At 59.3% G+C, this 24,136-nt stretch carries 15 protein-coding genes; 2 read left to right on the forward strand and 13 right to left on the reverse strand.

What is annotated here, in order from left to right; genetic code table 11:
* Nucleotides 1-120: 120 nt before the first annotated feature.
* A complete protein-coding gene (locus ACP7BN_RS21335) occupies nt 121-5,652 on the reverse strand; it encodes a dermonecrotic toxin domain-containing protein (RefSeq protein WP_426205973.1) in 5,532 nt (1,843 codons plus the stop codon).
* Nucleotides 5,653-5,798: 146 nt separating this feature from the next.
* Nucleotides 5,799-9,266: an Ig-like domain-containing protein gene (locus ACP7BN_RS21340; protein WP_426205974.1), complete on the reverse strand. Its 3,468-nt coding sequence runs from the start codon at nt 9,264-9,266 to the stop codon at nt 5,799-5,801.
* Nucleotides 9,267-9,507: 241 nt separating this feature from the next.
* Here ACP7BN_RS21340 and ACP7BN_RS21345 point away from each other — a divergent pair, with 241 nt between their 5' ends.
* A complete protein-coding gene (locus ACP7BN_RS21345) occupies nt 9,508-10,542 on the forward strand; it encodes an alpha/beta fold hydrolase (RefSeq protein WP_426205975.1) in 1,035 nt (344 codons plus the stop codon).
* Between the two features lie 206 nt (nt 10,543-10,748).
* Here ACP7BN_RS21345 and ACP7BN_RS21350 read toward each other — a convergent pair whose 3' ends face one another.
* From ACP7BN_RS21350 to ACP7BN_RS21400, 11 genes are all read right to left on the reverse strand, one after another.
* On the reverse strand, nt 10,749-11,078 hold the full coding sequence (locus tag ACP7BN_RS21350; RefSeq protein ID WP_420646674.1) for a GlpM family protein: 330 nt from the start codon (nt 11,076-11,078) through the stop codon (nt 10,749-10,751).
* Between the two features lie 20 nt (nt 11,079-11,098).
* Nucleotides 11,099-12,427, reverse strand: coding sequence for a sigma-54-dependent transcriptional regulator (locus ACP7BN_RS21355; protein ID WP_426205976.1), 1,329 nt, complete (start codon nt 12,425-12,427; stop codon nt 11,099-11,101).
* A complete protein-coding gene (locus tag ACP7BN_RS21360; RefSeq protein ID WP_420646196.1) occupies nt 12,424-14,337 on the reverse strand; it encodes a sensor histidine kinase in 1,914 nt (637 codons plus the stop codon). The genes ACP7BN_RS21355 and ACP7BN_RS21360 overlap by 4 nt, the downstream gene beginning before the upstream one ends.
* A gap of 219 nt (nt 14,338-14,556) precedes the next feature.
* Complete coding sequence (locus tag ACP7BN_RS21365) at nt 14,557-15,291, reverse strand: amino acid ABC transporter ATP-binding protein (RefSeq protein ID WP_007953170.1); 735 nt, start codon at nt 15,289-15,291, stop codon at nt 14,557-14,559.
* Nucleotides 15,288-15,959 carry an amino acid ABC transporter permease gene (locus ACP7BN_RS21370; RefSeq protein WP_420646198.1) on the reverse strand — a complete coding sequence of 224 codons (672 nt, stop codon included), beginning with the start codon at nt 15,957-15,959 and terminating at the stop codon, nt 15,288-15,290. The genes ACP7BN_RS21365 and ACP7BN_RS21370 overlap by 4 nt, the downstream gene beginning before the upstream one ends.
* On the reverse strand, nt 15,959-16,705 hold the full coding sequence (locus tag ACP7BN_RS21375; RefSeq protein WP_095190466.1) for an amino acid ABC transporter permease: 747 nt from the start codon (nt 16,703-16,705) through the stop codon (nt 15,959-15,961). The genes ACP7BN_RS21370 and ACP7BN_RS21375 overlap by 1 nt, the downstream gene beginning before the upstream one ends.
* Nucleotides 16,706-16,898: 193 nt before the next feature.
* The gene (locus ACP7BN_RS21380) at nt 16,899-17,813 is read right to left on the reverse strand and encodes a glutamate/aspartate ABC transporter substrate-binding protein (protein ID WP_420646199.1); all 915 of its coding nucleotides are present in this window, start codon (nt 17,811-17,813) and stop codon (nt 16,899-16,901) included.
* 341 nt (nt 17,814-18,154) lie between these two features.
* Nucleotides 18,155-19,693 carry a glycerol-3-phosphate dehydrogenase gene (gene glpD / locus ACP7BN_RS21385; RefSeq protein ID WP_426205977.1) on the reverse strand — a complete coding sequence of 513 codons (1,539 nt, stop codon included), beginning with the start codon at nt 19,691-19,693 and terminating at the stop codon, nt 18,155-18,157.
* A gap of 315 nt (nt 19,694-20,008) precedes the next feature.
* Nucleotides 20,009-20,764, reverse strand: coding sequence for a DeoR/GlpR family transcriptional regulator (locus ACP7BN_RS21390; RefSeq protein ID WP_007916700.1), 756 nt, complete (start codon nt 20,762-20,764; stop codon nt 20,009-20,011).
* A 95-nt stretch (nt 20,765-20,859) separates the two neighbouring features.
* Nucleotides 20,860-22,362 (reverse strand): glycerol kinase GlpK, encoded by a 1,503-nt coding sequence (gene glpK, locus ACP7BN_RS21395; protein ID WP_420646201.1) that lies wholly within the window; start codon nt 22,360-22,362, stop codon nt 20,860-20,862.
* 76 nt (nt 22,363-22,438) lie between these two features.
* Nucleotides 22,439-23,290 (reverse strand): MIP/aquaporin family protein, encoded by an 852-nt coding sequence (locus ACP7BN_RS21400; RefSeq protein WP_420651208.1) that lies wholly within the window; start codon nt 23,288-23,290, stop codon nt 22,439-22,441.
* Between the two features lie 361 nt (nt 23,291-23,651).
* On the opposite strand from ACP7BN_RS21400, the gene ybaK reads away from it, so the two are divergent.
* The gene (gene ybaK, locus ACP7BN_RS21405; RefSeq protein WP_426205978.1) at nt 23,652-24,122 is read left to right on the forward strand and encodes a Cys-tRNA(Pro) deacylase; all 471 of its coding nucleotides are present in this window, start codon (nt 23,652-23,654) and stop codon (nt 24,120-24,122) included.
* Nucleotides 24,123-24,136: the final 14 nt, after the last annotated feature.

Genomic DNA, 24,136 nt, shown 5'->3' on the forward strand with positions numbered 1-24,136 from the left:
GATGCATTGCTGGCCCGTAAGGGGCACTGGAAAAATCATGCTCTGCGCAAACTGGATATCGGGTAACTGTCATTTCTGACAGTCCCGATAAACGGTATATAGCGTCTGCGTTGTCGACAATCAGAGATGCTCGAAAAACGGCAACGCCGCCGAGCGTTTACCAATGTCGGCATACGGCAGGTCAGGATTGTCCGCGTGGGTCAGAGCGCGGTGTTCCGGCAACTTCAAATGGGCTTTCTCGAAATCGCCGAAGCGTGGTGCGGCCTTGGAATAGTGAAAGTGCGCGTACCACAGCAGCTGCGCTGGTTCTTGGGTGAGGTTCCAGATTTCGTATTCCTGCAAATAATCGAATCGGCCATCACTACGTTTGCCGAGGGCTTTGAGCGGCGCGCGTTTGCGGATTTCCACAGCTTTCTGCCCGATCAGATCGAGCAACATGCCGTCGGTGGGTGCGTGCGTTCGCAGTGTCTGGCGGGTGCGCAGTTGGCGGCCGGTCCTCCTCAGTTCTGCGGCTTTTTCGCGAAGTAACTCAATGATCGGATCGTGGCTCGCAAGCGCTTCGATATCCCGCGCGCGGCGGGTCAGATCATCCGCTTCGATGACCAGCATATGTTCCAGATCAACCGGCAGCATGTGCTGCTCGGCGTACACGTGTACGTCCGCCAGATATTTGCTTTGGGCGCCGAGGCGCTTGCGCGCATCGGTGACCAGTCTGGCCAGATCTTTGGGCGCAGATTCAGGAGGCGTTGAATCACGCAGGCGAAATTTGCCACTGTCGGCCTGCTCCCAGATCTCGCCGCTGCGGCCTTCTTCACTCAGGGCGAACTGGCGCTTGCGGGTTCGCGGCTCCCACTGTTCGACGCCGAGCAGCATCTGGCCGTCTTCGGTCTGGAAGACTTTTTTATTCGACTGCCCGGCCGTTCTCGGCGCAGCTGGCAGGTCAAGCGTGGCGCGCGCCTTGTCGGCCATGCGCTCGATGCCGGCCATCAGGGGGGCGACGACATCGGCGTGGAAATAGTCAGGATGGCTGGTGGTCCACGCTTTCATTTTCTGCTGAAAAGCCGCGTAGGTTGCCAGGCACTCGCGCAACATCTGATTGCGTTGCACACGGCTGATATCGGCTTGCGCCAGGCTGTGTTGCACGTACAGCGCGCGGTGTATGTCGGCACGCGGCAGATAGGCCTGTTGCTGCAAATAGATCCACGACAGCTCCCGGGCGTGGGCGTAGTTCCTGACGATTTGCATTCTGTGGCTGGTTTTCAGGTACAGCAGATTGCTTTCGGTCAGGCGCTGGTTGAAGGTGGCGACGTCTGCGGCCAGGCGCAACTCCGGCCTTTGCGTCAGCGTGGTGATGCGCTCGTACCAGTGATTGAGTTCGCGCATGAGCAATTCGATGTGCTCCAGCTCGCGCAGTGATTCAACACGCAGTGTGCGGATAGCTTGCAGGTCGTTGAGGTGCTGGGTGATTGCTTCTGGCGGCAACTGATCGAGGGCTGTTCGCATGGCGTCGATCTGGTTTTGCAGGCGTGTCGCGCGGTCGCTCGAATAGTAGATGCGGTGCCGGTAGCGGTCGGCGATGATCCGCGCACTGTCACTGAGAAACCTGATCGTCTCGCGGCGTTTGTTGCCGTGGGTCAGGGGGTGCAAGTCTGTCAGTGCCTGAAAGCGGCGGCGGACCAGGCCGATATCGCCAATGCAGGCGACGTCGGCCAGCTCGCGCAGCAGTGGATCGTCCGTATTGTTGATGTAGCGGCTGATCTGTCCGTCATGGCGGGTGATCTGCAGCCTGATCTGTTCCATTAGGCTATCGGCGGTGTTCGTCAGCTGCACATGCCGGCGCAGGGCGCGATCAGTCCACCAGTGCGGCAGGCGCGCGCGGATCGCTTCCGGCCACAGCGGTTGCAGGGTATTGGCCAAATGGCCGAGTACACCACCACCGCCCAGTCCGCCACCTTCAAATGCGCTGCCGTAGACGCCGAACCAGGTGTCCCAATTGCCTGCTTCATCCAGCGCGATCGGCTGTTTATAAGTTTTCCCCGCCGTACCGGTAAGGCGCCAGTTGCGCGAATCCTTGCTCCACTCCACTTGGAAAAACCGTCCCTGGCGAACAATGAATTCACCGTCGGCATGCCGATATACGTTGCGGTAGATACCATGCGTCGAAGGTTGCAGCCCGGACAGCGAGAGCGGGCGCTGGTACTCGTATCCGCTGAAGCGCGCGACTGCATGTGCCGCCTGACGTCGCGACGCGGCCTGCAGGGCGGACGCGCTGGCGCTCAGTGCGCCCAGTTGGCGGGTGCGGGTCAATGCGCGTGCCGCCGGAGCGACGGAGGAGGCCGCCGCGTGACCCGGAATCAGATCCATCGCGGCATCGATCACTGACAGCAACGCCGAGACCAGTTCGTCCAGCCCGTCGCCGACCTTGCCGCGCAGAAACGCCGCGACTGCCTGATTCGCCGCGGTCCAGGCATCGTAGAGGGCAATCGCCGTGCCCATGAACGGCACAAAGCCCAAGGCCATCTTGATGTAGTTGAAGGCACGCGGGCCTTGCAGTGCATAGCGTTCAACGTACAGCGCATCGTTGGAACGCGAGCTGCCACGATGCGCTTCGAGCAGTCGCCCGAGGTGCGCATCGAGCAGCTGCGCGGCGAGCGAAGTGCTCACCGGCCAGCGCTCGCCGACGCCGATCATGCCGTCGAAATCGCGCTGCACGGCGTGGTTGAGTCGATGCTCGTGCGCGCGCACGTTGCCATGCAAGGTGCGGCGAGCCAGGTAGTGAATCATGGTGTCTTGCCGACACAGGGTGAACAGCCCCCGGCGCGCGTCTTCGAGACTGCTGAAGCGACGCAGAAAACGCTCGTCCGGACTGTCCGGCAGATAGAGCAGGGTCACGCCGCTCAGTTGTTCTTCAATGAACGTCACGCCGGACAACGTGGATGGGCCCTCGGCGTGGGTGTCCTTGCCGCCGGCGCTCAGGTAAGCCGGCAGGATCACGATGCGTTTGCCCGGCGGATTCCACGCCTGGGCGGTGACGGCATCCATCGCGATGTGCAGCGTTTGCAGATCGCTGTCGTTGAACTCGCCTTGCAGTCGCGCGCGTTGACCCTGCAATTGCAGCGTCAGACGCCACGGTTCGAGCAGGCATTCGCGGCGATGTTGCTGGATGAAAACGGCTTCGTCGGGCGCGCCTTTGAAGGTGTCGAGAATCAGCTTTTCATAAGCTTTGGGCAGATCCAGTTCCGGCAGGATCTTGCGCAGATAGATCAGGTTGATGCCGTTGAGCAGCTTGTAGCGATCGCCCGAATCCGTTGCGGCCACCTCCAGCCGCATGAACACCAGGCGCTGTGACAAGCCATCCTGCTGCACCGCATGCTGGTTATCGATATTCAGTTGCGCCAGCTCTTCCAGCGTCATTTTGCTGCGCGCGGTACTCGGCACCATGACCGTGGTTCTTCGGGTTCCGCTCGGACCTGCGCTGTAGCGCGTCTGCTGGGTGACCGAGTCGGGCAGGGTCAGCGCCAGCGTGAAATCTTCCTTCAACGCAAAGTCCTTGCGCAGCCGAGCGTGCAGGTGTTGGCGGGTGAAGTCATCGCGCCGGATCAGCTTGATCTCCATCAGCTCGTGGCTGCGCTGCATGGCCGCAACAAAGGCTTCGATCAGGGACTTGAGCCGGCTGCGCTCTGTGCTGTTGAGGCGGGTCAGCCAGTCCGGCAGTTGATTACTCAGAGTGGTGCTGCGCTCCTGCTCGTGCAGATGCTTGACCACCAGGCTCCTGGCCGCATTCACCGGGACGTGCAAGTCGGCGAGCGCGCGTTTGCGCAGGCGCTCCAGGGACTCGGCCTGATCGGTTGCGCCTTGGTGTTGGCGAATGGTTTCGGCCGAAGTTTTGAAGTCGGCCGTCAGCCGGGTCAGTGAGTGACGCAGTGGGTCGCCGGTGATCTTTTCCAGTTGCAGGTCGATGGCGCGGTCGTGGTGGTCGATCTTGAAAACCTGACTGGCAAGCACGCGGCGGTTGGCAAAACGTTGCAGACCGCCACCGCAGCCGGGCCAGTACAGCAGCACACTGTGAGGGGCGTCGGCATCGATCAATGTTTGCGCATGGGTGATCAGAAACGCGCCGCTGAGCGTTTGGCGTGTGTCGCCGGCTGGCCCGGTCATGCGCAGAGTCAGGCTTGCTGCGACGCGATCCGTACCGGGCGAATCCGGGCTTTCGAGCAGCGCTTTGAGCAAGTCTGCTTCTTCATCGCTGATTTGCCCAAGCATTCGTTGCAGTCCGGTCTCCGCATGCAAACCTGCCGTGTGCGCCTGATGCAGCGCCGTGAATTCCCGATCAAAGGTCGTGCTGTCCTGAGCGAGCAGGTTATGCGCGGCGGTATTGGCTGCCTGTTCCGCGCCCTCCAGCTCGCTGTGCAAAGCCGTGAATGCAGCAATTGTGCGCCCCGGTGCACTCAGCCAGGCCTCTAGCACTTCGCGCTGGCGGCGCACGGCAGCCTGGCGCCACGACCACGGAATGTCGGCGTACAGACTGTCGAACAGCAGCGGCTGATCATCTTCCGCTGTGCTATTTGCTGCCCCGAGCTCGAGCCCCGGCGCGGTAGAGAACACGGCAAGGCCCAATTGGCGGTCGACCTGATCGGCAACGCCGAGCGCCAGCGCGCCGTGCTCGGCCAAGTTGCGCCGCGCCGCTGAGCCATTACGCAAAGCGCCAACCTGGGCCATCTGCTGTTGCCACAGCCATTCGTTGAACGGCGTGTTCAACGCGCCATCAGTCGCGCCATATTCGACTTGCAGATTGACCTCGGGCACACCGAGCGGTATCAGCGGCTGGCTGATCAGCCACGCGTGTAAATCGCTGCGTCGGGCGAAGGCGTGCATCGCATCAGGTCGACTCGGCAGATACAGCAATTGCGCGCCAGCATCGTCACCGCGGCTGATGACCCACGCGGCGGCGAGCCTCGCCCGAGCGCCGTTGTTCAGCAGCAGATTTGGCAGTTCGACCTTCAGCGTTTCAGCGGCGGTTTGCGCAGCGAGCACAGGATCGAGCAATGACCACAGCGGTTGCAGTTGCCCGGCTGTGAGCTGGCGGCGGGCGAAGGCCATCTGTGCGACTGCCTCGATATGCTCGCGATACAACTGCGCAGCGTGTTCACGTCGCGACAGCGGCGTGCCCGGCGAGCGGGCGTCCCAGTAAGCGTTCCAGCGCTGTTCGAGCGCCTGAGCCGGTGCAAGGGTTTTCAGTCGATCGAGCAGTTGCAACGGCCTGAGTTGGCGCAACGCGTGGCTCGGGTGAATTCCCGTGACCTGGCACTGGCGGTCCAGCCATTCTTCCAGCACCGGCTGCTGAAAAACCAGCGCGCAGGCATCGGCGAGACTGACGAAGCGCTGCGCATGGCCGCTGACGGGATGAAACAGCAACCCGGCCTGTTGCCCGTCCAGATCCAACTGCTCACGGAGCAATCGATTGAGAGTCTGGCGCACGCTCGGCGCGCCAGCGCAGAGCTGGCGCAAACCTTCGCTGCTGGCACGCCGGTTGGTCGCGGCGACGTGCAGCAGATGTTCGTCCACCGGTGCTGCAAAGGCTGCCGCACCGGGCAAACCTGACAACAGGTCGCGCGCAGGCGGGGGGAAATCGAAAAGCAAGGATTCGGTCATGGCGGCAAGGCTCGATGAGGAGAGCGGCGGGCCCGCTCAATGCATCGGCCATTCAAGGGAAGTTGCCGGGGGGGAGGGTGTTAGATAGTTATCGCGTCGGAAACAGCCCCGCATGTTTGCGGGGCTGCGTGGGGTCGGCAGGGAGGTTATCGGCCAATCGTAGGGTAGTTCCTCGCGCCAACAGTATCGATATAAACTGTGCCACTCCCCATCATGAAGGCGTACGCATGGTGATTGATCGGATGATTGGTGGCCGTCCAGTAATTCCCACCAGGTATACCAAGTTGGGTCGGTACATCACCGCCGGGTGCATAAAGATTCCAGAGCGCCTGAACCTCCCAATATTGCAGACAATAGGGTACCCACGAGCCTTGTAAATGGACATGCCAGTTGACGCTGGACCACCATCTCACATACGTGACGCCAGTGACCGTAATGATAAAAGAGGCGCTTTGTCCGCTTCCGTCTGTGACCGTTATCTGTGCAGAGCCATTACCGACCGCGGCGATGCTCCCCTGATTGTTGATGACGACTGCGACAGCTGGATTTGAAGAGGTAATTGTGTAGGGACCGATTCCGCCGGACGGTGGGCGGTAAATGATGGCCCCAGGTGGATGAACCCGAGGAGGCCTGCCTGGAAACACAAAGTAAGCGCTCAGATTCACGTGGGCGTTGCCGCCGATACTAAGATCAGCTCCGATTCTCACCGTCCAGGTGTTCGATACCTTCAGGCCGTCCTGTGTTTGCGCCGTAAAGTTGTAGGTGCCGTACCCGAGGTTGAGCGTGGTTCTCCAGATGCCGTTTGCATCCACGGTGACTGCACGATGGAACGCTCCACCAATGAAAAAATCAATGATGGTTTTAGGCGTTGCTGTGCCAACCACTTCGGGTGTCGTGTCATCGCAACCGCCGCCGTTGGGAACCTGACCGGTACGTGGGGGCTGGTTATCGATCAATTGAGTAATTTGAGGCTTCGCCAACACGAGCGTGATGATCGTCAGCGTCGATATCGGGAATAACGTGTCGGCACCGCCCTTGTCACTGAAGTTGGCGATCGCCATCGAATTCAGTGCAGAGCCGCTCATGAACTCCAAGAGTTTTGGGCGGGGGATAGTGCCGCTTAATCCGGATTTCACATGGTTGGCATTGATTTGCCCATCAAATGCCATGAATACAAGTTCTTTACCGTTTTTATCGAGACCACTGAACGCTATCCGCATCCGTGTGCCTATAGCCATGAACAGGTAAGGTATTAATCGCCAGTGTGCGTCGCCGGTAAATTTATTGAAGTCCACCACATTGCCCTGTGCTTCCTGAATGGTGACGCTCGGGAATTTGAGCTCAGGTTTGTCGACAGTCTGCACCTTGTGTTTCGCCGAAGAAGACGTCTGGTCATTGATGCCGGGCTGAGCAACCACGTAATGGAAACTCATGAATGTGCCCATGTTGGCGGAGAATGCCGGGGGAGGTACATCGAATAGTAGTTTCCCTCTGGCGTCACCTTGTTTGGAGGCAATTAACGGGCTGCCGAAGCCAGGTCTCCCGATGACATGCGCAGTCACCTTATGTGTCGGGTGCATCCCTTCGTAGATGACTTCCAGGGTGGCAGATTTGTGGGTCTTCTCTGGATCGATGTTATTACCGGATGCCTCCTGCAGCTTGGGCGGGCCTAGCGCCAGCACCAGGTGGCCGATGCGCAATTCCCGTGGAGGGGCGGTCAACGGTGCCGACCGGAAACGTTTAATAAACCAATATATTCTGATGACGTTGTTAAGAAGCCCTTCAATGAGTTCATGTTCCAGGCGGAACTCGACGTCTTTCGCTACGTTAGCCGGTGTTATCGGCAAAGAATCGACATGCATCAATTCACCCGTTTTATCCGGGTCGCTGTCGTTCTTCCAGAGTTCAATATATACCTTATCACCGATCTTTGTGTGAGCAGCGGCAAGGCACTTGGCAGGCGTTCCGAAAGGGGTGTTTGCAGGATCAAGAACGTTGCCAATGACTTTGGCGACCTCGATTACTTCAAGTTGATGGGTTGCCGGGGCGATGCGCAGGTGGAGCACCTTGGACTTTATCGGTTCGGCATGTCCGTCTCCGGTCACTACGTAGAACAGTTCTACAAGGCCGTCGGGGAAGGTACTGAAATGCCCGGTTTCGTAACTAAAAGGCACACTGAATCCGATGCCCGGGACCTCCATGGATTCTGTCACGTATCGTTTGTAATCCTGTAGCCGAACCGTTCCCCCTGCGCTGGTGCTCTTGCAGGTCAATCTCACCTCGTCGGCCAATTTCATACCTTTCACGTCTGGCCCGCAACACACCAGTGTTTCTTTCAGCTCCGATGACAGAACCCCGCCTTGCGCCTCAAAGGCCACAGGTGGTGGTGCAAGGTAGGAGTGCGCACGCAAGCTTGGTGCATAGGAATAGGAGGGCGTACTGGCAGGCAAGCCAGGCGCTGGTCTGATTCTCGTGTATTTTAGGTTTATCGTGGTGGGCGCGAGCTGGGATACTACTTCGTATGGGATTTCAACGGTGTTCACGCCCACGCGGTAAGAAAACGGGCCATATATTTCACTGAATCCGCTGGCATGGTCAGATATCGTCAGCTCGAACTTATCTCCCGCCACTACCTCCGCCCGAGGCGCGTAAATATCCACCTGCATGGGTTTATGATCCAAGGCGTCGAGTTCCAGAGTATCGTCGAGCGTATTCCTCACTGTGGCTGCATCGAGCAAACTTATCTCTGGAATCAATTCCCCCGCGCCCACTGCCGACGGCAGACTGGTGTTTCCAACCAGGTCAGTGATGGAGTAACGCACCAGAAACGGGGCGGATGCTCCAATCGACTCAAGTACCGCAGACGGAACCGGAACCGTCACGTCCTTGCCAATGTGAGCAAGCTTGATCTCAAATTCGTATTTCACGCCGTCGAGATCCAGCACGATCTTATCCTGGTCAAACATGATCGACCAGGCAGGAATAATGAAATTGATGAATCCGGCTGCAAGCATTTTCTTGTCGATCACGGCGGGGAAGCCTGGAGCGCCCATCGCTTTACGCACGCTGGTATCGCCGGTCGGGTTGAGACTGTCTGGAAACGTCCGTATGAACAGCATGGCAATCCTTTCCGACTCATCTTGCGTGTTGCCACTGGTTCGCATTACCAGGTACCACCAATAACTGAGACAAGTGTGTTGCACGGCAACCGATGGAATATTGCCGGAGGTGTCTTCGTTGTTGTGATTCTGAGGGACCAGGAAAGTATCAATCAGGGTGCCGGGGTCCAAAGGGTCGGCCGCTTCGCCGGGTTTTAGACATTTCCCCTTGAACAATTGAATTGTGTCGTTTGTTTCCTGCTGCAGGTAAGCCGCGCACAGGCAAAGCCAGCCGTTACCGGGGCCGTCGGTTTCATCGGCGTTGACGCCCCACGTCGCCTGTTCGTAAGTCAATGGCACCGATCCCGGTATAAAGGGGGGGAGTATTTTCTGCAGCCCGCCGGCCTCGAACAGGGCGACCGATCGTTGTTTGGCGAACAAGTCCATCTTGATCTGCCGACTTTCATAGTTGATCTTGTCCAGGCCGGCTTTGGTGAACGGCTGCTTGGTGGTCATGAGCGAGTTCCTGTCAGGGCGTCACGGAGAGAATCTCCTTGGGCACCATTGGAGCGCCAATCCCGAAACCCGACCACTGTCAGAACTTACAGGTACGGAAGGTTTTCCGATAAACGGTTGCTCGCTGTGACATCCGACCGTTCGGCACTCTTCATCAAACTGTCACGTAACTGTGGCAGCGCGCTTGAACAAACTTCATCAGACTCGCGCTCTACTGGGGTTCTGCGTTTCGGTGTTTTTCATGGGTAAGCGTTTTCTTGCAATCGCAGCTGTATGGGCTGCGATTTTTTTCGGTTTGCCGGCGTCTGCCGCGTCGCGTTGCGATGTCAATGTTCCGACTGAACGGGTTGATCTGGCGCAGGTAAGCCTGGCGTACCAGAGCATTGGTCGTGCGTCCGATCCGGCGTTGTTGCTGGTGATGGGGCTGGGCGGGCAGTTGATTCACTGGCCGGATGAAGTCGTGGTCGCGTTGTGTCAGCAAGGGTTTCGGGTGATTCGCTATGACAATCGCGATGTCGGTCTGTCAACCTGGCGTCAGGCGCCGGCCGAGGCCAATCTGACTTTTGAAGTGCTGCGCTACAAACTCGGTCTGCCGGTGGCGGCGCCTTACAGCCTGACCGACATGGCCGACGATGCGCTGCGCTTGATGGACGCGCTGCACGTCGAACAATTCCACGTGCTCGGCGCGAGCATGGGCGGGATGATCGCGCAGCACATGGCGGCGATGGCGCCGCAACGGGTCGAGAGCCTGACGCTAATCATGACCAGCTCCGGTGCCGAAGGCTTGCCCGCGCCGAACGCGGCGTTGGTGCAGTTACTGTCCCGGCGTGGCGCACCGAATCGTGAAGTGGCACTGGAACAGCAGGCTGATCTGCTGGCGGCGCTCGGCAGCCCCTCGGTCAGTGATGATCGCCAGGCGTTGCTGCATCAGGCCGCGCAATCCTACGACCGTGCGTTCAACCCCGAGGGCGTCAAACGGCAGATCATGGCGATCCTCGCCGAGCCGAGCCGTGTGGCATTGCTCAATCAACTGCGGGTGCCGACGCTGGTGGTGCACGGTACGGCTGATCCGTTGCTGCCGGTGATGCATGGGGTGCATCTGGCGGCGCATATTCGTGGCAGTCAGTTGCGGTTGATTCCGGGATTGGCGCATCGCTTTCAGGAGGCGTTCAAGGAGCCGTTGCTGGGGGCGGTGCTGCCGTATTTGCGTGAGCATCGGGAGGATACTTCGCATTGGGCGCAGATTGAGCCGGTGGCAGAACACAATCTGCTGTGAAGCGGAAGAACCCCTCACCCCAGCCCTCTCCCAAGGGAGAGGGAGCCGACCGAGGCGTCTCGCGTCCGACAACGACCTGAAATACCGTGTCGATTGTGGATTCGGTAAAGCGCTTTCAGGTCGGCGTGTTTCTCCAATCTCCCCCAATCGGCCCCCTCTCCCTTTGGGAGAGGGCTGGGGTGAGGGGCTTTTGATCTGTGGGCAGGTCAGGCGTGCAAGCGCACCCAAACCGTCACCAGCACCGTAGCCGCCATCAACCATGCCACCGCAGCGACCGCCAGCGAAGCCTCCAGCCGCATCCGGTCAACCATCACATACAGCGTCGCCAGATACACGAAATACGGAATGATCGACCACATGCCAAACACGATGGTGGTCTTCAGATCGTCGATCGAACGGCCCTTGCCAACGATGTAATGCGCGATCAGCGCGAAGGTCGGAAACAGCGGCACCAGCCCTGCGATGTAGTAGTTTTTGGTTTTCGCCAGTGCGGCGAGAATCACCACCACCGCCGCACCGAGCAAGGCTTTGAAAATCAGATCCACATCGTTCTCGCTTAATGGCTGAGGCCGTATTTTTTCACTTTGTCGAACAGCGTGGTCTTGGCCATGCCCAGTTCCAGGCTGGCTTGCGTCAGGTTGCCGCCGCTGCGTTGCAGGGCATCACTGAGCAGGTTGCGTTCGAAGGCTTCCACCGCTTCGGCGAAGGCCAAACCCTGGCCGCCGCTGCTGGCGCCAGATTTCTTGAACGCCGGCAAACCGAGGGCGAAGCGTTCGGCGACGTTGCGCAGTTCGCGCACGTTGCCTGGCCAGTCGTGGCTCATCAGGTTCGACAGGGTCTGATTGTCCAGCTCCGGCAGGGCGCGGTCGAAGCGCAGGGCCGATTGCTGGGTGAAGTGTTCGAACAGTTGCAGGATGTCTTCGCGGCGTTCGCGCAGTGGCGGCAATTCCAGCGTCACCACATTGAGGCGGTAGTACAAATCGCTGCGGAATTCGCCGATTTTGCTCGATGCGTCGAGATCGGATTTGGTCGCCGCAATCACCCGGCAATCGACCGCCACGCTCTGGTTCGAACCGAGGCGTTCGAGGGTGCGTTCCTGCAACACGCGCAGCAGTTTTATCTGCAACGGCAGCGGCATGCTTTCCACTTCATCGAGAAACAAAGTGCCGCCGTCGGCGTGTTCGATCTTGCCGATCCGCCGTTTGCCGGCGCCGGTGAAGGCGTTGGCTTCGTGACCGAAGATTTCACTTTCAAACAGATTTTCCGGCAGGCCGCCGCAGTTCAGCGCGACGAACTGTTGGGTGTGGCGACGACTGAAATCGTGCAGGCAGCGCGCGACCAGTTCCTTGCCGGTGCCGGTTTCGCCTTCGATCAATACGTTGGCCGAGGTGTCGGCGACGTTGGCGATCAGTTCGCGCAGGTTCTGCATGGCTGGCGAGCGGCCGATGATGCGTCCTTCAAGAGAGTCGCGTTCGGCCAGTTGCCGGCGCAGCGAGGTGACTTCGCGGGCGAGGCTACGTTGCTCCAACGCACGGCGGGCAACGTCCACCAGCCGTTCCGGGGAGAACGGTTTTTCCATGAAGTCGTAGGCGCCTTTCTGCATCGCGCCGACTGCCATCGAGATGTCGCCATGACCGGTGATCAGCACCACCGGCAGGCTGCGATCGCGCGACTTGAGCCGGGTCAGCAGTTCCAGACCGTCGATGCCGGGCAGGCGAATGTCGCTGATGACGATCCCGGCGAAGTTGTCGCCCACGCGCTCCAGCGCTTCTTCGGCACTGCCGACGCCGATGCACGGAATGTCTTCCAGGGTCAGCGCCTGTTGGCAGCCGAGCAACACATGGGGGTCGTCTTCGACGATCAATACACTGAGGTCTTGGTTCATATTGGCTCGGCAGGAGTAGGGCTTACCAACGGTAAACTGAGGACGAAAGTGGTACCACCGCTGGCCGGGTGTTCAACACCCAGATGCCCACCGGTGGCGGCCGCCAGACTGGCAGAAAGCGTCAGGCCAAGGCCCAGCCCTTGTTCGCCGGGTTTGGTGGTGAAAAATGGTTCGAACAGATGTTTGCGTGCTTCGGCGTCGATACCGTGGCCGTTGTCGCGCACCCGCAGGCGATATTTGCCGTCGAATTCTTCGCCCTGCAGCCACAGCTCCGGCTGCGGTTGCGCCTGCATGGCGTCGAGGGCGTTGCCGATCAGGTTGACCAGAATCTGTTCAAGGCGGGTCTGGTCGATCTGCACTTGCACATCGATGAACTGGCGGTGCACTTGCAGCGCGGCGCTTTCCACCCGCGCGCCGAGTACTTGCAGCGCGGCGTCCACCGCTTTACCAAGACTGGCACGGCCCTTGTCGTCACCGCGCCGGGCGAACGAGCGCAGGCTGGCGGTGATGCGGCCCATGCGATCAATCAGGTCGTTGATGGTTTTCAGATTGGTGCTGGCGACGTCGAGCTGGCCACGTTCCAGAAACCTGATCGTGTTGCCGGACAGCGTGCGCATCGCCGCCAGTGGCTGGTTCAATTCGTGGGCGATGCTGGTCGACATCTGGCCGATGGCGGCGAGTTTGCCGGCCTGTACCAGTTCGTCCTGAGCACGGCGTAACGTCTCTTCGGCTTGCCTGCGTTCGCGGATCTGCGCCTTGAGCCTTTCGTTGCTGGCGCGCAGGTCGCCGGTGCGTTCGGTAATCCGACGCTCCAGTTGATTGTTGGCTTCCTGCAAGGCTTCGCGAGCGGCGAGGCGGGTGGCGATGACCTTGCGCCGCTCGTTCCAGGCGATCAGCAGGAACGCCACCAGCGCAAACGCAATGGCCACCAGAATCCCTTGGTTGATCGCTTCGCGGCGCAAGTCCTGCAACGGCGTGAGCAGGGTGAAATTCCACGGTGTATCGCTCAGCGGCCGGGTTTGCGCCAGATAGCTGATGTTTTCATCCTCAGGCTCTTGTTGCGGCAGCAGCTCGCTATTGGCCGGGAAGGTGAGTTTTTCCACGCCTTCGGCCAGGGTTTCACGGGCCAGCGGTTGCAGTTCGTTGAGCGGGAACCAGTAGTACTGCAGGCTGCGCGCGAGTTTTTCTTTGGTTTCGTCACTCAGCGGCACCACTGATTTCAGCCGTCGTGCCGGATCGCTGGAGAGAATGATGATGCCGTTCTCGTCGCTGACGAACGCTTCCAGGCGTGCACGCTGCCAGCGTTCTTCCATGGCTTCCAGACGCACTTTGACCACGGCGACGCCGATGATCTTGCCGTGTTCTTCGAGGCCGTGGGCCAGGTAGTAACCGGGTTCGCCGCTGGTGCTGCCGATGCCGTAGAAACGTCCGGGCTGACCGCGCACGGCATTCTGGAAGTAGGCGCGAAAGGACAGGTCTTCGCCGAGGTAACTGTCGACGTCGCGCCAGTTGCTTGTGGCCACCACGCGGCCGGTGGTGTCCATCACGTAGATGGCCCGACTGCGGCTGCGCCGGTTCAGGCCTTCAAGGTATTCGTTGACCGTTTGCCGGTGGTCCGCCGTCGGTTCGTCGAGCAGGCGCGCGACGCTCGATTCGAGCTCCAGCAGGCTGGGCAGGTAGGTGTATTTGCTGATTTCGCTTTCGACCGCACGGGCGTGCAACTCGAGTTGCCGCTGGCCGTTTTCGCCAAGGCTGCGGATGCCGAAATGTTCGCTGGTCCAGAAGCCGGCATAACCCAATCCGATCATCAGGGCGATGACCAGCGGCGGCAGGAACAAATGGCGGATCAGACGGGGTTTCACGGCAAGTGATGGCGTGGTTGCGCGATAAAGAGTGGGGTCGCATTTCATCACAGATGCCTTGGGTCAACCAGCACTGCCGCAGACGTCGCACTGGTTTGGTCGAGCCTGGAACCTGTGGCGAGGGAGCTTGCTCCCGCTCGGCTGCGAAGCAGTCGTAAAATCGGCTAATGCGTTGTGTCAGATACAACGGCATTTGCAGGTTTTGGGGCCGCTGCGCGACCCAGCGGGAGCAAGCTCCCTCGCCACAAGGGCAGATCGGTGTAGCTTTTAGTGCTGCAGGATTTTCTCGAGGAAGTGCTGCGCGCGTTCGGAGCGTTGGCTGATGTCGCCGAAGAACTCCTCTTTCTTGCAGTCTTCGATGATCTTGCCGGCGTCCATGAAAATCACCCGGTCGGCCACTTTGCGCGCAAAGCCCATTTCGTGGGTCACGCACATCATGGTCATGCCTTCGTGGGCCAGTTGCACCATCACGTCGAGCACTTCGTTGACCATTTCCGGGTCGAGCGCCGAGGTCGGTTCGTCGAACAGCATGACGATCGGGTCCATCGCCAGCGCACGGGCAATCGCCACACGCTGTTGCTGACCACCGGACAGTTGCCCCGGATGCTTGTGGGCGTGAGCCGACAGGCCGACGCGCTCGAGCAGTTGCAGACCTTTCTTGGTCGCCTCTTCCTTGCTGCGGCCGAGCACCTTGATCTGCGCGATGGTCAGGTTTTCGGTGATGGTCAGGTGCGGGAACAGCTCGAAATGCTGGAACACCATGCCGACGCGCGAACGCAGTTTTGGCAGATTGGTCTTCGGATCGGCAATCGAGGTGCCGTCGACCACGATGTCACCTTTCTGGAACGGCTCCAGTGCGTTGACGCACTTGATCAGGGTCGACTTGCCCGAACCGGACGGGCCGCAGACCACGATCACTTCGCCTTTTTTGACCTCGGTGCTGCAATCAGTCAGCACCTGGAAGTCCCCATACCACTTGTTGATGTTCTTGATAGAGATCATACGGCGAACCTTTTTTGCAGACGCTTGACCAGCAGCGAGGCGGCAAAGCTGATTGTGAAGTACACGAGACCTGCGAAGATCAGGAACTCATTCGAACGGCCAATGATGTCGCCACTGGCGCGCGAAGCATTGAGGAAGTCCACCAGGCCCACGGTGTAAACCAGCGAGGTGTCCTGGAACAGAATGATGCTCTGCTGCAGCAGCAGCGGGGTCATCTTGCGGAACGCTTGCGGCAGGATGATCAGACGCATCATCTGCCCGTAGCTCATGCCCAGCGCCTGGGCTGCACCCATCTGACCCTTGGGAATCGACTGCACACCGGCACGCACGATTTCGCAGAAGTACGCCGCTTCAAACATCATGAACGCCACGATGCATGAGGTGAACGCGCCGATCGGGGTGTCTTCGCCGGTGATCCAGCGCAGCACGAACGGCACCGCCAGATAGAACCAGGTGATCACCAGCAGCAGCGGGATCGAACGGAAGTAGTTGACGTAAGCGCCGGCCACCCGCGACAGCAGTTTGCTGGAGGACAGGCGCATCAGCGCCAGAATGGTGCCGAGAATGATCCCGCCGACCACGCCCAGCGCCATCAACTGGAGAGTCATGACCATGCCGTTCCACAAACCGGGAATGGCCGGGACGATGCCACTGAAATCAAATTCCATTATTTACCCCCCACGGAGATCAGGCCGGGCACGGCAACTTTCTTCTCGACCACGCGCATCAGCAGCATCAGGCTCATGTTCAGGGTGAAATAGATCAGGGTCGCCAGGGTGAAGGCTTCAAACAGGTTGGCCGAAAATTCGGCGGTCTGTTTGGTCTGGGCCAACAGCTCCATCAGACCGATCAGCGACGCCACGGAGGAGTTCTTGAACACGTTCAGGAATTCCGAGGTAAGCGGCGGAATGATGATCCGGTAGGCTTGGGGCAGCAGCACGTTCCAGTAGATCTGCGGCAGCTTGAAGCCCATGGCCCGAGCGGCGGATTCCTGACCGCGTGGCAGCGCCTGAATACCGGTGCGCACCTGTTCGCAGACCCGCGCGGCGGTAAACAGACCCAGACACACGACAACGCTCAGGTACGCCGAGGTGGTCGGGTTGAGGTCCTGCTTGTACCACTCCTGCAGATCGGCCGGCAGCAGATCGGGCACCAGGAAGTACCAGATAAACAGCTGCACCAGCAGCGGTACGTTACGGAAGAGTTCGACGTAGCAGGTCGCAATGCCCGATACGATGCGATTCGGCACAGTGCGCATCACGCCCAGAATCGAGCCCAGTAGCAGGGCGATGATCCAGGCCACGATGGCGATGGCGATTGTCCAGCCCAGCCCGGAGATGAACCAGTCGAGATAAGTCTCGCTGCCCACGCCGGTGGACTTGAAGAACACGCCCCAGTCCCAGTTGTAATTCATTAGGGTCTCCCCTCGATTCGATCGATGTACAAGTGCCCGCCTGGGGGAAATCCGTTCCCGCCCCGATCTTGTCGATCAGGCACACACGATCGGCTCGACAGCCACCGGTTCGAGTGTTCCCAAAAAGTGCCAGCAGGGAGTGACGAACTCCTGAAAGGGCACAGCCCCTTCAGGAGATAAGGTTAGTCAGAAATCAGGACTTCTTGTCGTCAGCCGCTTTATCAGTCGGATTGGCGATCAGGGCCTTGAGCTCGTCGCTCATCGGGAAGTTCAGATTCAGGCCTTTTGGCGGGATTGGCGCCATGAACCACTTGTCGTAGATCTTGTTGATCTCGCCGGACTTGTAGGTCGCAACGATGGCGTCATCCACAGCCTTTTTGAATGGAGCGTCGCCTTTGCGCACCATGCAGCCGTAGATTTCGTACGACTGTGGAGTGCCGGTGACGGCCCAGTCGGTGGCTTTCTTGGCCTTGGCGGCTTCGCCGGCCAGCAGCGCGTCGTCCATCATGAACGCCACGGCACGACCCGATTCGAGCATCTGGAAGGATTCGCCGTGGTCTTTGGCGGAGATCACGTTCATGCCCATCTGCTTGTCGGCGTTCATCGCCTTGAGGATGCGCTCGGACGTGGTGCCGGCGGTGGTCACGACGTTCTTGCCTTTCAGGTCGTCGAAATCCTTGTACTTGGAGTCAGCCTTGGACAGCAGACGGGTACCGATTTCGAAGATGCCGACCGAAAAGTCGACCTGTTGCTGACGCTCGACGTTGTTGGTGGTGGAACCACACTCGACGTCCACGGTGCCGTTCTGCACCAGTGGGATACGGGTCTGCGAAGTTACCAGGTTGTATTTGACCTGCAGGTTCGGCAGATCGAGGTCTTTCTTGATCGCTTCGACGATAGCCAGCTGGATATCGTGGGAGTAGCCGACTGGCTTGCCGGAAGCATCAGCGATGTAGGAAAACGGGATGGAGGCGTCACGATGCCCCAGGGTGATGGTGTTCGATTCTTTGATTTTCTTAAGGGTGCCGGTGAGCTCGGCAGCGAAAACTGGTGTGCTGATCAGAGCGGCAGCAATGGCTGCGCCCAGGATATGGGGAACGATGCGCATCAAATTTTCCTCGACATTGTTTTTTTTATGGAGCCGGTTGAGCGGGCCCTTGTTGTGCTTCGAATGCCTGACGGCTCCTGTCGGGTTGGCGCAACAGGCATTCGTCGAAGAGTGTAGAGCATGAGTCGTGCCAGAGCAGTCGTGGCTGGTTAAGTTGTTGATCTGTATTGAGATTAAAGTTTTGCGACGGTATTTTTTGGGTTTTCTGATCCGGTTAACCGAATTGACTGTCAGGTCGCGTTCGGAAAACCGAATGAAAAGGCGCTGACGAGATTTGCCGGAGATGCAAAAAGCCCCTGAGTCTCACGATTCAGGGGCTTTGCTTATTAAAACGGATCGAATCAGGCGGCTTCGATCTTACTGCGACTTTGCTCGACCTTGCTCAAGTACACCGCCAGTTTTTCTTGCTCTACCGGCGTGGTGAACAGGCCCAGCTTACTCCGGCGCCACAAGATGTCGTGTGCCGTGGTCGCCCACTCTTCACTGCACAGGTAATCCACTTCACGGGTGTAAAGCCCGCCACCAATGTGCTCGCCCATGTCCGCCAGGCTGTCCACGCCTTCGAGCATGCGCCAGGTGCGGCTGCCGTAAGTGGTGGCCCAGCGCCGGGCGATCTCGGTCGGCACGAAGTCAAACTTGTCGCGGATCAGCGCGCTGAGGGCCTGCGGGGTGGTCATGTCTTCGCCGCCGGGCAGGGTCGCGCTGGCGGTCCAGCTCGGGCGCATCTGGGTGAAGTACGGCATCAGTTGCGCCATCGCCGACTCGGCGAGTTTGCGGTAGGTGGTCAGCTTGCCGCCGAACACCGACAACAGAGGCGCTTCTTCTGTGCTGCCAGACAGCGCGAGGGTGTAATCGCGGGTCACGGCCGAAGGGTTGTCGGATTCGTCGTTGCACAATGGGCGCACGCCCGAGTAGCTGTGCAGGATGTCGTCGCGGCTGACCTGCTTCTTGAAGTGGGCGTTGACCACTTTCAGCAGGTACTCGGTTTCGCCTTCGGTGATCGCGACTTTGGCCGGATCGCCGGTGTACTCGCGGTCGGTGGTACCGATCAGGGTGAAGTGGTTCAGGTACGGAATAGTGAAAACGATGCGCTGATCTTCGTTTTGCAGAATGTGCGCGTGTTCGCCTTCATACAGCTTCGGCACGATCAGGTGGCTGCCTTGAATCAGACGGATGCCGTACGGCGATTCCATCTTCAGGTCGTCGCGAATGAACTTGGCAACCCACGGGCCGGCAGCGTTGACCAGCGCTTTGGCGCGGATCGAAAACAGGCTGCCATCGGCGCGTTCCAGGTGCAGGTGCCACAGGCCTTTGGTACGACGGGCGCTCACGCAACGGGTCTGGGTGTGTACATGCGCGCCTTTTTCACGGGCGGCCATGGCGTTGAGCACCACCAGGCGGGCGTCGTCGACCCAGCAGTCGGAGTATTCGAAGCCTTTGGTTATTTCGCTTTTCAGTGCGCTGTCGGCACCGAACTTCAAGCTTTTCGAGCCTGCGAGTTTTTCGCGCTTGCCGAGGTTGTCATACAGGAACAGGCCCGCACGGATCATCCACGCCGGACGCAGGTGCGGACGATGTGGCAATACAAAGCGCATCTGTTTGACGATGTGCGGCGCCTTGGCCAGCAGCACTTCGCGCTCGGCCAGTGCTTCGCGGACCAAGCGGAATTCGTAATGTTCGAGATAGCGCAGGCCGCCGTGGATCAGCTTGCTGCTGGCCGACGAGGTGTGGCTGGCCAAATCATCCTTTTCACAAAGGAACACCGAAAGCCCGCGACCGGCGGCATCCGCTGCGATCCCCACGCCATTGATCCCGCCGCCGATCACGGCAACATCGTAAACCTCTGAGATTGGGGGCGTAGGCAAGGTAGAAGTGGGCATCGGCTGGCCTCGGGCTCTTTTGATTTTCTGTTTGGAATTCGAACATTAATGTTCATTTGCGAAAATGGTAGCCCATAAAGACGCGCACAGCCAGTCAACTTCGATTGAAAAAACTCATCGAAGGAGGCTTAAAGGAAAATTTTCGAACATTTACCGGCGGAGTGGGTGTTTCTGTGGCGAGGGAGCTTGCTCCCGCTGGGCTGCGAAGCAATCCTAAAGTTTGAGAGCTGTACACCAGGAGAATGCGGCGACTGCGTCGCCGAGCGGGAGCAAGCTCCCTCGCCACAGTGGGGGGGGGGGCTCGCTTTAGGTGGGTTAAACGACTTCCAGCCGAATCTTGTGCTGACTCAACAATTGCGCCAGCGCCGGCACCGGCTGCTGATCCGTCACCAGACAATCAATCAAACTGATCGGCCCCAGGCGAATCATCGCGTTGCGCCCGAACTTGCTTGAGTCCGCCGCCAGAATCACCTGCCGCGCATTGGCAATGATCGCCTGCGACACCCGCACTTCCTGATAATCGAAGTCCAGCAAACTGCCGTCCTCATCGATGCCGCTGATGCCGACCAGGGCAAAATCCACCTTGAACTGGTTGATGAAATCGACACTCGCCTGACCGACCACACCGCCATCGCGACGCACATTGCCGCCCGTCAGCAGCACATCGAAATCATCCTTGGCACTGAGCATTGAAGCAACGTGCAGGTTGTTGGTGATGATCTTCAGGTGATTGTGATTGAGCAGGGCGCGCGCAATCGATTCGGTGGTGGTACCGATGTTGATGAACAGCGAGGCGTGATCGGGGATCTGTGCGGCGATGGCTTCACCGATGCGTTGTTTTTCATCGCGCATCTGATCGGCGCGCATCGCATAAGCGGTGTTTTCGACGCTGGAATCATAGGCGGCGCCGCCGTGGTAGCGACGCAGCAGATTGGCTTCCGCGAGCTGATTGATATCGCGGCGGATGGTTTGCGGGGTAACAACGAACAGCGTGGCCATTTCCTCGATGCTCACATAGCCGCGTTCGCGGACCAGCTCGAGGATTTGCTGCTGACGGGGAGGCAGATTCATGGGGCGTCCTTTGGGCTGCCGTGCAAAATTTGCCCATGATGCCGCAGGAATCGCCTCCCGACCAGTTTCCGGCCTTAGTCAGTCCTCAGACTGGCTTATTCAGCGTCTTCACGTGCCCAGTCGCGGGTACGGCTGACCGCTTTTTTCCAGCCTTTATAGAGCTTTTCCTTTTCGACTTCGTCCAGCGTCGGTTCGAACTCGCGCTCGATCACGGCTTTGTTGCGCAGTTCATCCAGGCTGCCCCAGAAACCGCACGCCAGGCCGGCCAGATACGCCGCGCCGAGGGCGGTGGTTTCGCGCATTTTCGGACGCTCGACCTGCGTGCCGAGGATGTCGGCCTGGAATTGCATGAGGAAGTTGTTCGCCACCGCGCCGCCATCCACGCGCAGGGCTTTCAGGCGTTCGCCGGAATCCTGTTGCATGGCGTCGAGCACGTCGCGGGTCTGGTAGGCAATCGACTCCAGCGCAGCGCGGATGATGTGATCCACGCGCACGCCGCGAGTCAGGCCGAACAGTGCGCCACGGGCATACGGGTCCCAGTACGGAGCGCCCAGGCCAGTGAAGGCCGGCACCAGGTACACGCCGTTGCTGTCCTTCACTTTGCTGGCGAAGTATTCGGTGTCGTGGGCGTCGTTGATGATTTTCAGTTCATCGCGCAACCACTGCACGGTCGAACCGCCATTGAACACTGCGCCTTCGAGTGCGTAAGCGACCTCGCCGCGCGGGCCGCACGCGATGGTGGTGAGCATGCCGTGTTTGGACTTCACGGCTTTGTCGCCGGTGTTCATCAGCAGGAAGCAGCCAGTGCCGTAGGTGTTCTTCGCCTGGCCCGGCTCGACGCACATCTGGCCGAACAGTGCAGCCTGTTGGTCGCCGGCGATACCGCCGATGGCGATGCCGCTTTTGGTGCGACCGTAGATTTCCGACGAAGCTTTCACTTCCGGGAGCATTTCGCGCGGGATATCGAGGATCTCCAGCATCTTCGCGTCCCACTCCAGCGAGTGGATGTTGAAGAGCATGGTGCGCGAGGCGTTGGTGTAGTCAGTGACGTGCACCTTGCCGCCGGTGAATTTCCAGATCAGCCAGCTATCGATGGTGCCGAACAGCAGTTCGCCGTTGCGCGCACGCTCGCGGCTGCCTTCGACGTTGTCGAGGATCCACTTGAGCTTGGTGCCGGAGAAGTACGGGTCGGTGACCAGGCCGGTGGTGTCGCTGATGTATTGCTCGTGACCGTCGCGCTTGAGCTGCTGGCAGATCTCGGTGCTGCGGCGGCACTGCCAGACGATCGCGTTGTAGACCGGGCGGCCGGTGGTCTTGTCCCAGACGACGGTGGTTTCACGCTGGTTGGTGATACCGATGGCGGCAACCTGGTCGTGATGCAGACCGGCCTGAGCCAGCGCTTCGACCATTACTGCGCTCTGGGTGGCGAAGATTTCCATCGGGTCGTGTTCAACCCAACCGGCTTGCGGGTAATGCTGGGCAAATTCGCGCTGCGCGGTGCACACCACGTTGGCGTCACGGTCGAAAATGATCGCGCGCGAGCTGGTCGTACCCTGATCGAGGGCAATGATGTAGTTCTTATTCTGAATGTCGGTCATGTCGATTGCCTTGGACGAAGTAAGGAGAGTGGGCCGTAGCGCGGGCTCGATTTGGCAGGAGCCCGCGCCGACTGTTTCAAGAAGTTCTTGGTTTGCCGTCAATGGCCGGTTCTGCATCCTTTGTAGCAGGTGTGGCGCCGGTCAGGTGACGGGCGATAAGCCCGCGATACCCGGCAGCGCCGAGGCAGGCACCGACAATCGGTGCAAAAATCGGAATCAGGAAGTACGGAATTTCACGCGCGCCGGTGAAGGAGACTTCACCCCAGCCAGCGAAGAAAGTCATCAGTTTCGGACCGAAGTCACGCGCCGGGTTCATCGCGAAACCGGTCAGCGGGCCCATCGAACTGCCGATCACCGCGATCAGCAAACCGATCAGCAGCGGTGCCAGCGGGCCTTTCGGCAAGCCGTTGTTGTCGTCGGTCAGGGACATGATCACGCCCATCAGGATCGCGGTGATGATCATCTCGACCAGAAATGCCTGAGCGGTGGACAGCGCAGGATTAGGGAAGGTGGAGAACACCGATGCCAGTTCCAGGCTCGCCTGTGTGCCGCGAACCATGTGGTGAGTTTGTTCGTAATCGAAGAACAGGTTGCTGTACAGCGTGTACACCAGCAGCGCGCCGCAGAAGGCACCGGCAATCTGCGCGAGGATATAGAACGGCAGTTTGCGCTTTTCGAAGTCGGCGAAAATGCTCAGGGCGATACTCACGGCAGGGTTCAGATGCGCGCCGGAAACGCCGGCGGTGAGGTAGATCGCCATGCTCACGCCGACGCCCCAGATGATGCTGATTTCCCATAGGCCGAAGCTGGCACCCGCGACCTTGAGCGCAGCGACGCAGCCAGTGCCGAAAAAGATCAGCAGCGCAGTACCCAGAAATTCCGCCATGCATTGGCTCGAAAGCGATGGTTGCTGTAAAGCAGTTGTCATTGAAAACCTCGTTTTTGTTGTTGTCTGGCGCGCTTGCCATCAGGGCAAGGCGCGATTTTCCCCGAGGCAGGATCCCCATCCTGTTCTCGGTCTACTGCTGGGTGCTGCACAAGTAACAATTCTTACATTATTCAGATTCGAAAAAATATAGACAAGAAACACTGCTGTCAAAGGTCGAAAGTGAACTGTCGGTCACAATGTAACTATCAGCCTTGTGAATGATCGCGCGGTTGTCGCGGCTAACTTTCTGGTTGATTGCACGCAAGCCACGGGAAACACGGGGTGTGCTAGAGCCTTTTGTGCTTGGTTGTCCTAGAATCCGACGCAGCATTTTTCACTGACTGCCGAGCCTGGAGCTGCCATGACGCCTGCGTTGGACTTGTTGAAAAAAGTTCGTGCCGAACATCGCGTGCACAGTTACGAACATGACCCGAAGGCCGCGTCCTATGGGCTGGAGGCCGCAGAGAAACTCGGGCTGGCCCCGGCGCAGGTGTTCAAGACGCTGCTGGCGGCGAGTGAAAAAGGCGAGTTATTGGTTGCCGTGGTGCCGGTCGTCGGAACCCTCGACCTCAAGGGACTGGCACACGCGGCCGGCGTGAAAAAAGTCGAAATGGCTGACCCTGCTGCAGCCCAGCGTTCGACCGGTTACCTGTTGGGCGGCATTAGTCCGCTAGGGCAGAAAAAACGCTTGCGCACCTACATCGATAATTCCGCTCAGGCTTTTGCGACTATTTATGTCAGCGCCGGTCGCCGCGGGCTTGAAGTCGAGTTGGCACCTGCGGTGCTGGCTGAACACACTCAAGCCAAATTCGCTGATATCGGGCGTACTTGAAGGCTGTATGCAGA

The organism is Pseudomonas sp. TWP3-1 (assembly GCF_049896625.1).
Classification (GTDB): domain Bacteria; phylum Pseudomonadota; class Gammaproteobacteria; order Pseudomonadales; family Pseudomonadaceae; genus Aquipseudomonas.

Excerpts from the sequence above, each read along its gene's own strand:
- ACP7BN_RS21335 (WP_426205973.1), bottom strand. The coding sequence starts at position 5,652 with ATGACCGAATCCTTGCTTTTCGATTTCCCCCCGCCTGCGCGCGACCTG.
- ACP7BN_RS21340 (WP_426205974.1), bottom strand. The coding sequence starts at position 9,266 with ATGACCACCAAGCAGCCGTTCACCAAAGCCGGCCTGGACAAGATCAAC.
- ACP7BN_RS21345 (WP_426205975.1), top strand. The coding sequence starts at position 9,508 with ATGGGTAAGCGTTTTCTTGCAATCGCAGCTGTATGGGCTGCGATTTTT.
- ACP7BN_RS21355 (WP_426205976.1), bottom strand. The coding sequence starts at position 12,427 with ATGAACCAAGACCTCAGTGTATTGATCGTCGAAGACGACCCCCATGTG.
- ACP7BN_RS21360 (WP_420646196.1), bottom strand. The coding sequence starts at position 14,337 with ATGAAATGCGACCCCACTCTTTATCGCGCAACCACGCCATCACTTGCC.
- ACP7BN_RS21365 (WP_007953170.1), bottom strand. The coding sequence starts at position 15,291 with ATGATCTCTATCAAGAACATCAACAAGTGGTATGGGGACTTCCAGGTG.
- ACP7BN_RS21370 (WP_420646198.1), bottom strand. The coding sequence starts at position 15,959 with ATGGAATTTGATTTCAGTGGCATCGTCCCGGCCATTCCCGGTTTGTGG.
- ACP7BN_RS21375 (WP_095190466.1), bottom strand. The coding sequence starts at position 16,705 with ATGAATTACAACTGGGACTGGGGCGTGTTCTTCAAGTCCACCGGCGTG.
- ACP7BN_RS21380 (WP_420646199.1), bottom strand. The coding sequence starts at position 17,813 with ATGCGCATCGTTCCCCATATCCTGGGCGCAGCCATTGCTGCCGCTCTG.
- glpD (WP_426205977.1), bottom strand. The coding sequence starts at position 19,693 with ATGCCCACTTCTACCTTGCCTACGCCCCCAATCTCAGAGGTTTACGAT.
- ACP7BN_RS21390 (WP_007916700.1), bottom strand. The coding sequence starts at position 20,764 with ATGAATCTGCCTCCCCGTCAGCAGCAAATCCTCGAGCTGGTCCGCGAA.
- glpK (WP_420646201.1), bottom strand. The coding sequence starts at position 22,362 with ATGACCGACATTCAGAATAAGAACTACATCATTGCCCTCGATCAGGGT.
- ACP7BN_RS21400 (WP_420651208.1), bottom strand. The coding sequence starts at position 23,290 with ATGACAACTGCTTTACAGCAACCATCGCTTTCGAGCCAATGCATGGCG.
- ybaK (WP_426205978.1), top strand. The coding sequence starts at position 23,652 with ATGACGCCTGCGTTGGACTTGTTGAAAAAAGTTCGTGCCGAACATCGC.